Origin of the sequence: Microcoleus sp. FACHB-831 (genome assembly GCF_014695585.1) — a bacterium.
Classification (GTDB): domain Bacteria; phylum Cyanobacteriota; class Cyanobacteriia; order Cyanobacteriales; family FACHB-T130; genus FACHB-831.
The window spans coordinates 151196-162953 of sequence record NZ_JACJON010000073.1 but is presented as its reverse complement, the minus strand read 5'-3'; the positions used below and the strand labels follow the sequence as shown (position 1 = coordinate 162953).

Sequence of the window (11758 nt, the reverse complement as noted above, 5' to 3'; positions counted from 1 at the left end):
CGGAGTCCGGAGTCTGGACTGAATCCCTGCGGTGACAACCGCTTAAGAATTTTAAGTTAATGCTATTAGCGATTTTTCAGGGCGATTTTTGAGTTAAATCTATGCCTTCTTCATCACAGATAAATCAGCCGAAAATTGGGATCGCAGTTGTAGGTACTGGATTTGGTCAAAAAGTCCATATTCCAGGTTTTGAATATTACCCACGCACTCAGGTAGTTGCTGTTTATAATCAAGATTTAGATAAAGCTAAATCTATCGCTGAAGACCATAAGATTCCGAATGCTTGCGATAGTATAAAAGCAATATTATCCTTGCCGGAGGTACAGGCGGTTAGCATATCTACACCGCCGTTTTTGCACTATGACATGGCAAAGGCAGTGGTGCAAGCTGGGAAACATTTGTTATTAGAAAAACCAACGGCTCTCTCGGCATCAGAAGCGCGATTGCTGTACCAGCTAGCACAAGATAAAGGCATCGTGGCGGCGATGGATTTTGAATTTCGCTTTGTCCCCGCATGGCAGCTATTTGCAGAATATTTGGCAGAAGGATATGTAGGACAAAAGCGCCTAATTAAAATTGATTGGTTAGTGCCGTCTCGTGCAGATGCATCGCGCCCTTGGAACTGGTATTCTCGAAAAGATCAAGGAGGCGGGGCGCTAGGTGCAGTGGCTTCTCATACTTTTGATTATATTAGCTGGTTGTTTGGCGACGTGCGGCGATTGTGCGCGAGGTTGACGACAGCAATTCCCACTCGTCCAGATCCAAAAACAGGTGAAATGAAGCCTGTCGATGCTGATGATACTTGTATGTTGATGCTACAGTTGGCAGATGGAACGCCTTGTCAGATTTGCATCAGTTCGGTTGTGCATGGGGGCGGCCATTTTGTAGAAGTATATGGCGATCGCGGCACTTTAGTTTTGGGTAGCGACAATCAAAAAGATTACGTTCATGGTTTTCGTCTAAGCGCAGCACCCGCAGGTAAACCCCTAGCTGAAATAGAAATCCCCAATCGTCTAATTTTTCCTCAAAGTTACGCTGACGGTCGCATTGCTCCGTTTATTAGATTAGTAGACAAGTGGGTACAAAGTATCGATAGTGGTGTTGCAATGACACCATCGCTGCGCGAGGGAGTTTACTCACAGCTATTGATGGATTTAGCGCATCAATCGCATGAAACAGACAGTTGGGTAGATGTGCCAGAATTGAATAAGTATTTGGCTAGTGGTTCGTAAAATCGAGGCTGAGCCTGGAAACAAGTGCTTGAACATTTGGTGGGCAGTGCCCACCCTACTGAAACTGGAGTAAAGCAGTGTTAACTGTTGCATTCGTATGTGTTGGCTGGATTCTATCAGTTTGCCTGCACGAGTTTGGTCATGCAGTTGTTGCTTATTGGGGGGGCGATACTTCAGTTAAAGATAAGGGGTATTTAACTTTAAATCCGTTAAAGTATATAGACCCAATGGGGAGTATTGTTCTGCCCGTTATCTTTCTCGCTATCGGTGGAATTGCGCTACCTGGGGCAGCAGTTTATATTGATAAGAGAAGATTGCGCGATCGCTGGTGGAACAGTGCAGTCTCAGCAGCAGGCCCGATTGCTAGTATTCTTGTTACTTTATTGCTGGCAATACCCTTTTTGTTTGGTTTTGCCCCCCAGGATAGCGATGGCTGGATATGGCCTGCTTTAGCATTTCTGATTTTGCTAGAAATCGCTGCTATAATTTTGAATTTGCTGCCAATTCCACCCCTAGATGGTTATGGCATTATCGAGCCTTGGTTGCCCGAAAAAACTCAACTTCAATTAAGAAAGTTTGGTCAATATGGAATATTTTTCCTGTTCGGGCTGCTGTGGTTTGTAGAGGATTTGAATCGCATTTTCTGGCTGGGAGCTTATAGGAGCATTGCCAATCTAGATATTCCACTGGATATGGTAGCTAAGGGAGCCGAGTCGTTCACCGCATCGTCTAAATTTTTGCTACTAGGAGTTATTGTTGTTAGTTTGCTGGCGCGTAGGGTGGTTAATCCCCATCTGGGTTGGTACGATAAAGCGCAGAAGTTAGCAAGTTCGCAAAAATACGAAGAAGCGATCGCGGCTTACGATAAAGCGATTCACCTCAAGCCAGACTATTATGAAGCTTGGCACGCTCGCGGGTGGGCGTTATATAGTTTGGGACGCGGGGAAGATGCGATCGCTTCTTATAAAAGAGCTATTGAAATTAAGCCAGACTTTTCTCTAAGCTGGCATAATATTGGTTGGGTTTTAACTCAATCAAAACGTTACGAAGAAGCGATCGCCGCTTACGATAAAGCAATTGAAATCGAGCCTAATGACGCTAGCATTTGGACTAATCGGAGCTTGGCGCTAGGCAATTTGAAGCGATATGCAGATGCGATCGCCTCTTGTGACAAAGCCATTGAAATTAATTCTGAATACGCTTACGCTTGGTATACCAAAGCTGGTTGCTATGCCGAACAAGGCAAGGTTGATTTAGCAATCGAAAGCCTACAGCGGGCACTCGCTCTCGAAAGGAAAACATTTAGAGAATATGCAAAAACTGACTTAAGTTTTGATGCAATTCGAGACGATGAGCGTTTTCAGAAGTTAATTATAGATAGGTAATTTAAAGAAATTTCAATACTAGCCAGTCTGTTTTTACGAACAGACTGGCTCCGCCTTTATTGCCTATTTTTACCCTTGTGGTGAGGCTGAAGGTGAAGGTGATGGCGATGGACTAGGTGAAGGTGAAGGTGAGGGTGATGGACTAGGTGAAGGTGAAGGTGATGGACTAGGTGAAGGTGAAGGTGATGGACTATCTGAAGGCGATGGACTGGGTGAAGGTGATGGCGATGGACTAGGTGATGGTGATGGCGATGGAGTGGTTGACCGACTAGGCTGCTGGGGCGAAGTCCTCGGCTGAGTCGAGCCATTGGATTGCGCCTGCTGATAGAAATTGAAAACTCTTTGAGTATAAGAAGCAGTCCCGCCGTTGTTGTAACGCCCCGCGTCGCCAGTAAACCACCACGAGGCGACGCGACGCACTGCTAGGGGTTCATTGTTGCCACTAGCGCCATACTGCTTCTGCAACTCGCGCCGTGCGATGCAGGTAACAGTTTGTCGCGCTGCTGCGGCGTTGGCTTCAAATTCCTGCGGTGTCAGCGATCGCCCCACACATTGTTTAGACCAACTGGGAATAATTTGCGGCGTCACTTGCCATTCGCTATATAGCCCATCGTTGGCTTTGCCCGTCTTGGGTGCTGCCCGCCGCAGTGCTTCTACGAGTGCGGCAACCTGTGCGTCAGAGACTCGGGCGCTGGATGATGTGGAACGCGGGCGTTGGGTAGATGCTGGACGCCCAGTTGATGGATTTGAGCGCTGCTGCTTGGATAAGTTGAGATCTTTGAGCGCCTGGATGTGGAGATTATGAACCTCACCTTGAGCTGGCAGTACACACAGCGTAATACTGGCAATTATTCCGCCAAGTAGCGATCGCATGGTTTACTTCCTCCTGGACTGATTTCGTTCTTAAGACCAAATTGCAATCTCACAACTACAATTGTTGAGATTGAATAAGATCTGTGTCAGAGTTTTGCAGGTAGTCTTCAGTAGGAAACCTATCTTAGGATTAGTTTTTTCTCTCATCAAATGATTAATTATCATACAGTTACTTAACTTTTATCTGCCCAAAGTATGATCTGCTGCTTTAATCCGCATTGCCAGAATCGTCGAAGGCAAAAGAGAATGAATTGCGATCGCTCTCAACATTTCTGGTATCGCATTCCCGGCAATTGAGATACTAGCCCCATTAATTCTAATTGCAACAACGCGCTCGATACCGAACTAGCTGCTAACTCAGATTGCTGCACAATTAAATCAAACGGTGTCGGTTCTGAGGAAATAGCTTGTAACACCCGTTTTAATTCTGGTTCCAGATCCGGCGCGGGAGATGAGGGAAATAACGACAACTGCTGTACTGAATCGAGTTGAGGAATTTCTCCTAGCATTTCTAACAGATGATCTTCACCCATAATCACCTGCGCTCCTTTACTCAATAATCCCAAACAACCAAGCGAATTCTGATTATCCAAAGATCCAGGCAAAACGTAGACATCCCGACAGAATTCATTGGCATAATAAGCTGTAATCAACGCTCCAGATTTAGCAGGAGCTTCCATCACTAATATGGCACGACTCAAGCCAGCAATAATGCGGTTGCGTGGGGGAAAATGTTCTTTTGTTGGTTGGCTACCTGCTGGATACTCGCTGACAGCTAAACCCTTATCGATAATATGTTTGTAAAGTTCCCGATTCTGATAAGGATAAATAACATCTACCCCAGTTCCAAAGACGGCAATTGTCCTTCCACCAGCTTCAAGACAGCCGCGATGAGCTTCCGTGTCGATTCCTTTTGCCATTCCAGAAACAATTGTGAAGCCTTTCTTTGCCAGCGTCGCACTAATTTTGCGAGTCCATCTTTTGCCGTATTCTGTTGGGTAGCGAGTACCTACAATACCTATAGCTGGTGTAATGCCTTGATTCTCTTCCGGTTGAACTTTGCCTCGGTAGTATAAGACTGGTGGGGGTGTAGGAATTTCTAACAGCAAGCGGGGATATTCGGCGTCTGCGGGAGTCCAGAAATGAGGATTTTTGGAGATATGTTGCTGGAGTATTTTTTCAGGGTTAAGACGCGATCGCTCTTGCAGCACTAAATTAACTGTCTGATAGCCAAACCCTTCTACTTCCCCCAAATCAATTGCATTTGCCTCCCACGCCGCCGACAGAGAACCAAAGTGCTGCTGCATTCGCTTTAGCAAAACCGGGCCAAGTCTAGGAATTTGCGACCAAGCCACCCAAAAGGCGCGTTCTTCTACCAAGTTATTCACCTCAGATGCACCGAATTTAGATTTGCCAATTGACTAAACGTGCGTAAATATAAGCGATAGTTTCATCAATAACTGACCGAACACCAGCGCTATAATTCCACCACTTTTTAGGATCGTAATCTATTGGTTTGGCGGCAATAACACCGACTTCGATAGGAGCTAGCACTTGTTTGAAAATAAGCCAACTCCTGCGTGCATGGACGCCCAGCGTATAAATATTAATCGATTTTCCTTTTAAATCTGATTTTTCTAGCCACTGACGAAGTGCGGCTGCACCTGCATAGGTACGATACTTGATAACGTCAGTTGCGGGAACCGCTACTAGGTTCTGTTGGTCAAACCCCAGTGCTATCAAAGTTGCTGCTGCCAGTTCTGCAAAGTTGTTGTATTCAGCCAGATAAGAACCCTTGAGTAAGGGCAATCCCGTAGTAATTAGCTTTTTATAAGAATGGCTGTTAAATTCAGCGATCGCACCTTTTAGCGCCTCATCCGGCAACCATCCTTCAACAGCCAATATATCAGCTTGTACAGGGGAACTTACTGATAAAAATGAGTGTAAATTAGTAACTATACCAAGACTTAACGCCGCTATACAAAGCAGGGTAACAATCCACCCTTGAAATGTAAGCGTCCACATTTCTTTACGATGTATTAGGCGAATATTTTTTATTTTATTTACATTCATTTTATTTTTTAGATAAAATTTCCCCTAACAACTGAAGCACTGATTTTGCCTTTTAATTTTTTCAGTGTAAATCTGACTGCCAGATACCTATATAGATGCGATCGCGCTTATCGCGCTCAATCACACCCTTGAGAGAATTCATTCTAAACGAGTATCGGCGCGACTGTCGCTGTCGTACCTTTTCTAACCCCTGCTCAATTTTGTTATTGAGTTTGCAACCTAACATTCCATTCAACGTCACTAAAATAACCTTCAAATCTACCCTTGAAGTAAAAGATGCCTCTGTTTGGCGAATTTGTTCAGAGCTTATATCAAATAAAAAGCCCAAACTAACCTCATCTGGTATTAAGTCATAAGACACAGCATTCGTGTTAGGCCAATACCCTGACGAACTTTCACTGGGTACCCCCAGCATATTGAGAACATCATTTTTATTTAGCCCCGGTTGAAAGCCTGGAATACCTAAGCCGCTGGGGACGTTACTACAGCTATTTTCGATAATTTCCCCAAACGGCGGCGGTATAATTTCCCACAAGTTTGTAGGGCTAGCCGTAGGCTTGGCGGAGATAACATAATTTCCTTCTACAACTATCTGGTTTGATAACGGCGGGTGAGGTACAGATAGTTGAGGAAATCCACTGAGCAAGAAACTGATAATGATTGCGGCTGCCATCGAAAGCTGTAATATTAAGCCCTAGCTGAACGCTGTTCTTTAAGATAGGAAAAAACGGATTTATCACCAATGTCAGGTGGAATTGGTTGCACCACTTTGCGGAGTGCAAACACCACAAACAGAACCGCCCACATTCCTAGCAAAACCTTTTCCCCATCGACTGGCAAAACGCCTGCAAGGTTCCCCAGCAGCAGTGAGGGCACTAGGGGCGTAAGAATTTTGGTCTCAAGTCGGTTAAAGCAGAAGGCTTCTTTGAAATAAATCCCCGTCAAAGCCGCAAAAGTAAAACCTATCCCCAGAAGGCTAGCTGGGTGGTTGTAAACGAATAAGGCAAGAGGCTCGCTGCTTTGTATGGTCAGTACGGCTGCGGTGACAACGCCGATTGCCCAAAAAAGTTGTAGCAGTCGGTGCAGCGGTGCTAGATAGATATGAATTGTAACCAGACTAACGCCCAGCGCAGCGCAGAAACACGCATAGATGGGAGTGAGTGCAGCTATAGCAGCTGGGTTGTTGCTAGAGAATAGAACCAGTCCGCTCCCCAGCGCAAAGGTAAGCGCTGCGATCGCCAAGCCAGTTCGGTAAATCCTGACACCAGCGCGATCGCTCTGTGTTATCGTAAACTCGCCAAACTGACCTTGATAAACTTCCGGTTCCTGCTGCTTCACAGTTGTCATGCTTTCTTAACCTTCATTGCTGAAATGATGTTGACTCTCTAAATAAAACGCTAAAGTATCCTGCTCTTTTATGCCAGTTAGATTATATTCAAATATAATATTTCAATAAAATAGCGAAGTAGTTGGTGTAATCTTTGCGCGGGTAAAGGAAACTATAACCCCACAATTTTTCTGAATTCCGTCTTGCAAAGTTGTGGCTTTTAATTAACCATAACCTGCACTGCATCTCCCCAATTTAGTTGCAACTTGGTGTGAGCATTACCGCTGTTAATGGCAATTTCTACCCAACCCCCGCTGCTAACTAAAGCTAGGGGAACACCAACTTGGCTATTACTATAGCTAGTATCGCTGGGTATGCTTATCCCAGCAGCCGCAACAGTCCAAGTTTTTTCCTTAACTAAAATACCGGGGATATTGGTAATTAAGTTGCCGAACTTGTCAATGTATTGGATGCAACCTATAATACCAGCCTCGGTTTGGGTGCATTCAGGTATGGGAAGCTGCACTAAAGTTGAGGGGTCGATTGTTCGCCCAAGTTTTTCTAGGGGAACGCCGCCTGCTAGATGCGCTCCTACTGGCGCAAATATATCTCGACCGTGAAAGGTTGTGCTGGGTTGGGTTGTGCGCCAGTAGTCGGTGTTTGTCAATTCTACAGCGGCAATAATGGCTTGAGCGTGACTGAGGACACCGCTGAACAAGCCGTTATCTGGGCCAACTAAGAAACAGTTGGATAATTGAACTGCGATCGCTCGTCTGTGACTTCCCACACCCGGATCGACAACAGCAACATGCACCGTTCCGTCAGGGAAATACGGGTAAGCATTCATCAGACAAAACCGACCAGCAGCAATATTCTGAGGCGGGATCTCATGGGTAATATCCACTATAGTCAGTGTCGGGTTAATTCTGGCGATGACGCCCTTCATCACCCCTACATACACATCACTCAGACCGAAATCGCTTAAAAGAGTCAGCAGTCTATTTTGAGCCATCTTTATAGATTAATTGGGCGGTGCGATCGCGATCGCAGCCAATCCTCACACCCGAAGACTATTTTTTTTTAAGTGGACGGTTATCCGCCTCAGCCCCCGCATCAGTTTACAACGAGTATTTTTATAGCTGCTCTAGTCCATGTTCCTCATACCTTTCGGCTCCAGACGCGATTTATTGCGTCTCTACAATATGCTCCCCTGTGGGGGCATTACGATAACCACGCTTTTCTTTACATAAACTTTTTATAAAATTCTGTATCTTTAAGCACAGTTTTTTCGCATATAGCCAACGCCCGTGTTATCTTAAAAATAAGAACAAAAGATGATAACTCAAAGCAATCGGAAGGGATGTCCATAATGAACACTATACGCCAAGAAACCTTGAAACAAGTGGCTGCCGCTCATCGGGCCAATCTGCAAAAGAACTTGCAACATCGCCTAGAAGTAGCTAGATCTAAAGGCGATGAAAAGCTGATTCGTATGCTGGAAGCAGAAGCCAGCTATCTTTCCTAAAAGGCAGACGCTACAGCCTTACAGTTAAATCAAAATAATTAACTAGAAATTACGGGGATGCTACCCAACGCAGCATCCCCGTTGGCGTGTCAGAAACCCGTTTTCAAGGAAGAAAACGGGTTTCTTATTAATAAAATTTCGACGAGGGCGCGGCTACAGCTTGTAGCGTTTGTACGTTGGAGCGATTGCATTCGATACATAGCCCCAACGCACATCTAAGAGAGTGTTCCTAAACAACATATTAAAGTCGGCTGCGTGACGGCATCAGGACTAGGGCAGTCCTAATTATTATCAATTTTTGCCGTTACTGGCTTACAAGGTATTACTAGATTTGCATTTATTGGAATAGCATCAGGAATTTTATGTAAAATTTCCTAAAAAATGACATTTACTCTAGTAGTAGGGTAATGGTGGAAGCTTTACCAGTAGTTAGCTTCATAACTTAAACCCCGCAATCCTAAACTTAAATTATGTGAGTCGAGTTAATCTTATTAGAGCGATTCTTCCGGATGGGAGATTACAATTTTAGCGACTAGGGAATGCGAAAGCATTTCGGGGGCGATCGCTTGCGAAGTAGGGCATAGAGGATGCGATCGCCGCTCTCCAACAAAATTGAGAGTTAGTAATGTAGTAGTAGTTACGATCGTTTTAATCCTCTTTACTCTGTGAGGCAGCCTATGAAAACTGAACTGATTGACTTTAGTGCTGAGATGTTGCGTGCTTGGTCAAGCAATAATTCTTGGATGGCTTGGAATCTATTTTTGGCTTTAGTACCTTTGGCTCTAAGTGTTTGGCTGTTTCGCAGCAGGCGAGCGTACATTCACTTTTGGTGGATTGGACTGCTGCTTGTTGCCACATTTTTGCCCAAAGCACCGTTTGTTGCGAGCTATGCTATTCGTTTCCTCAGAGATAATCGCACGAACTATGTTGTCTGGGCGATAACTTTAGTTCTGATCGCCTTGGATGTTTGGATAGTGCGCCAGGGCAGATCGCGATCGCTCTTTTGGTGGCTCGGATTCCTCGTTTTTATCGCCTTCTTGCCCAACGCTCCCTATGTTTTGACCGATGTCATTCACCTGGTCGAAGATATTCGTAGCAACTACTCAATATGGGCAATTTCTCTCTTTGTCATCCCTCTGTATTTGTTGTTTATTTTGACTGGGTTTGAAGCTTACGTGCTGTCTCTAATTAACCTGGGCGAATACATGAAACGCCAAGGCTGGGGCAAATTCATCCTTTGGGTAGAGTTATGCATTCATGCTCTTAGCGCAGTTGGTATCTATCTAGGGCGATTTCTACGCTTTAATAGCTGGGACTTTGTTACTAACCTACACACCTTGGCTGACAGCATCTTGGATGATTTGGCTGGCAAACGCCCCGCGTTGGTGATGTTTGTAACCTTAGTCGTAATTGCTGGTTTGTACTGGCTGATGAAGCAGGTAAGTTTGGGGATTATTTGGCGTATAGAATCGGCTCAAGCTCCCCACAAAAAACTATCCCATACAGGCTCGCCAACAGCTCAGTCTTAAGTGATGCTCTATACACTCCTCACCCGCCTTATTCTCCATCTAAAGAAGGGGTATAAGGCAAAGAATTTCTAATCAAAAGAAAGATGAAAGTGAACCAGTCTCGACATCAAATGAATTTAGATTAGGTCAGCTTTTGATAACATTGATTAGGAGTTAAACAATATGTCCCTATTGTCTGTCGATGAACTAAAAATTTTAATAGAAACCCCCTCTACTCCGTGCGTCTCAATTTATATGCCCATACAAAAGGGGGCAGATCTTTGACCTAAAAATATGGATGAAGCCCTCGACTATGACGAGATTGCCAAAGAGGGTCAGCACCGTATCGCCACATCAAAAGGGGGAACTAACAATTCTTTCCAAGAGCTTGGTAGTTTTCACGGGCAGGGAAGTGCAGACCAGGATGATATAGAACCCATTTGACATCCTTACAATTTTGGACAGTTCTGGATTAACGTCCTTACCCCTTTTGAATCTAGTTTTCCTGGCGTATTGCAGCGACCTCTGAGCTTCTTTTCTACCATTCGGCAGGGGCTTCGTTTTGGAAAAGTTTTTATAGTATGAGGATTCTCTTGCACATCTCTTTAATCCTGTCTTAATAATATGAGCTTCCTTTCGATCGAAGAACTGAAAGAACTCGTCGAACAGCCGCAAGGACTGTGTGTATCAATTTATATGCCGACCGTGCAGCTTAGTTCAGAAACTCAGCAAAACTCTGTCCGCTTTAAAAATCTACTTCGGCAGGCGAAAGTGGAGTTAGAAAAATATGAATTGCACCCGACTGATCCGAGCCAATTTCTTCAGCCTGCGAGTGAACTGGATGAAGATGAATTCTGGCAGCAACAGAACGCAGGTTTAGCATTGTTCATCTCAGAAGGGTTCTTCCGTTTCTATCGTGTACCGATCAACCTGATTGAACTGGTAGTCGTAAGCGATCGCTTTCATCTCAAGCCACTAATTCCGCTGTTGAGTGGAGATGACCGCTTCTATATTCTCACGCTCGGTCAACGTGATGTGCGCCTTGTGGAATGCAACCGCTACGGCATCACCCGTGAAGTCGAAATCGAAGGCTTGCCGAAGAGCATGGATGACGCCTTGCAGTATGACGAAACGGCGAAAGATGAACAGCGACGTCAGGGCGCGGGCGCAGGTCGTTCAGCTTTGCAAGCAGGTGGTTCCTATCACGGACAGGGCGGCGAACGCGAAAATGTTAAGGAAGATTTGCTGCAATATTTCCTGTTAGTTGATAAAAGCTTGCACGACTTCTTCCGCAATCGTCGATCGCCGCTTGTGCTAGCTGGGGTTAACTATTTGCTGCCGATTTACCAAGAGGCGAATACCTACAATTTCATTGTGGAAGAAGGAATTCAACACAACACAAAGGAGCGAACAGCGGAAGAGCTTCATGCAGAAGCGTGGGCGATCGTAGAGCCACAGTTTAAGGCAGACCAGGAAAAAGCGATCGATTATTATCATGAGTCAATTGCGGCTGGCAAAGGCTCAAATGATTTGAATGAAGTCATTCAAGGGGCATTTTATGGTCGTGTAGAACAGCTTTTTGTTCCGGTTGGCGTACAAAGATGGGGACATTTTGACCCAGACTCAATGGAGCTTGAGATACACAATGAGGCTCAGCTTGGTGATGAAGATTTGCTCAATGCAGCAGCGATTCAAACGATCTTTCACGGAGGAACGGTATATGCTGTTGAACCGGAAAAAGTACCGGACAATACCCCTGTTGCGGCAGTATTTCGCTACTAATTGGTAAGGAAAGCGAGGATGTGGAAGAATCTATTTAGGGGTAAAGGTAGCGA

General features: G+C 45.0%; 13 protein-coding genes. 6 read left to right on the top strand and 7 right to left on the bottom strand.

The annotated features are described in order from the left end of the window. Positions 1-101 precede the first annotated feature (101 nt). Together H6F77_RS23005 and H6F77_RS28765 are read left to right on the top strand one after the other, a co-directional pair. Positions 102-1232 carry a Gfo/Idh/MocA family protein gene (locus H6F77_RS23005; protein WP_190491233.1) on the top strand — a complete coding sequence of 377 codons (1131 nt, stop codon included), beginning with the start codon at positions 102-104 and terminating at the stop codon, positions 1230-1232. Positions 1233-1309: 77 nt separating this feature from the next. After that, positions 1310-2617 carry a tetratricopeptide repeat protein gene (locus H6F77_RS28765; protein ID WP_190491232.1) on the top strand — a complete coding sequence of 436 codons (1308 nt, stop codon included), beginning with the start codon at positions 1310-1312 and terminating at the stop codon, positions 2615-2617. Positions 2618-2686: 69 nt separating this feature from the next. Here the strand turns inward: H6F77_RS28765 and H6F77_RS22995 are convergent, their stop codons facing one another. From H6F77_RS22995 to H6F77_RS22970, 6 genes are all read right to left on the bottom strand, one after another. Next, positions 2687-3490: a hypothetical protein gene (locus tag H6F77_RS22995; RefSeq protein ID WP_190491231.1), complete on the bottom strand. Its 804-nt coding sequence runs from the start codon at positions 3488-3490 to the stop codon at positions 2687-2689. A gap of 263 nt (positions 3491-3753) precedes the next feature. Next, positions 3754-4869, bottom strand: a complete 1116-nt coding sequence (gene dprA / locus H6F77_RS22990) for a DNA-processing protein DprA (RefSeq protein ID WP_190491281.1) — start codon at positions 4867-4869, stop codon at positions 3754-3756. Between the two features lie 25 nt (positions 4870-4894). Further along, positions 4895-5563 carry an ElyC/SanA/YdcF family protein gene (locus H6F77_RS22985; protein ID WP_190491230.1) on the bottom strand — a complete coding sequence of 223 codons (669 nt, stop codon included), beginning with the start codon at positions 5561-5563 and terminating at the stop codon, positions 4895-4897. Between the two features lie 61 nt (positions 5564-5624). Then, positions 5625-6236, bottom strand: a complete 612-nt coding sequence (locus tag H6F77_RS22980) for a hypothetical protein (RefSeq protein ID WP_199321494.1) — start codon at positions 6234-6236, stop codon at positions 5625-5627. Between the two features lie 14 nt (positions 6237-6250). Next, positions 6251-6910, bottom strand: a complete 660-nt coding sequence (locus H6F77_RS22975; protein WP_190491229.1) for a DUF2301 domain-containing membrane protein — start codon at positions 6908-6910, stop codon at positions 6251-6253. Between the two features lie 200 nt (positions 6911-7110). Beyond that, a complete protein-coding gene (locus H6F77_RS22970) occupies positions 7111-7902 on the bottom strand; it encodes an SAM hydrolase/SAM-dependent halogenase family protein (RefSeq protein ID WP_190491228.1) in 792 nt (263 codons plus the stop codon). Positions 7903-8259: 357 nt separating this feature from the next. On the opposite strand from H6F77_RS22970, the gene pirA reads away from it, so the two are divergent. The 3 genes from pirA (at position 8260) to H6F77_RS27500 (ending at position 10367) form a co-directional block, all read left to right on the top strand. Continuing rightward, the gene (gene pirA, locus H6F77_RS22965) at positions 8260-8415 is read left to right on the top strand and encodes an arginine synthesis PII-interacting regulator PirA (protein ID WP_190491227.1); all 156 of its coding nucleotides are present in this window, start codon (positions 8260-8262) and stop codon (positions 8413-8415) included. A gap of 677 nt (positions 8416-9092) precedes the next feature. Beyond that, positions 9093-9944, top strand: coding sequence for a DUF1361 domain-containing protein (locus H6F77_RS22960; protein ID WP_190491226.1), 852 nt, complete (start codon positions 9093-9095; stop codon positions 9942-9944). Between the two features lie 273 nt (positions 9945-10217). Then, a complete protein-coding gene (locus H6F77_RS27500; RefSeq protein ID WP_199321493.1) occupies positions 10218-10367 on the top strand; it encodes a hypothetical protein in 150 nt (49 codons plus the stop codon). A gap of 301 nt (positions 10368-10668) precedes the next feature. Here H6F77_RS27500 and H6F77_RS28070 read toward each other — a convergent pair whose 3' ends face one another. Next, complete coding sequence (locus H6F77_RS28070) at positions 10669-10806, bottom strand: hypothetical protein (RefSeq protein WP_242022481.1); 138 nt, start codon at positions 10804-10806, stop codon at positions 10669-10671. Between H6F77_RS28070 and H6F77_RS22950 the strand changes: the two genes are divergently transcribed. After that, positions 10806-11705: a baeRF3 domain-containing protein gene (locus H6F77_RS22950; protein ID WP_242022478.1), complete on the top strand. Its 900-nt coding sequence runs from the start codon at positions 10806-10808 to the stop codon at positions 11703-11705. The two genes, H6F77_RS28070 and H6F77_RS22950, sit on opposite strands and share 1 nt — an antisense overlap. Positions 11706-11758: the final 53 nt, after the last annotated feature.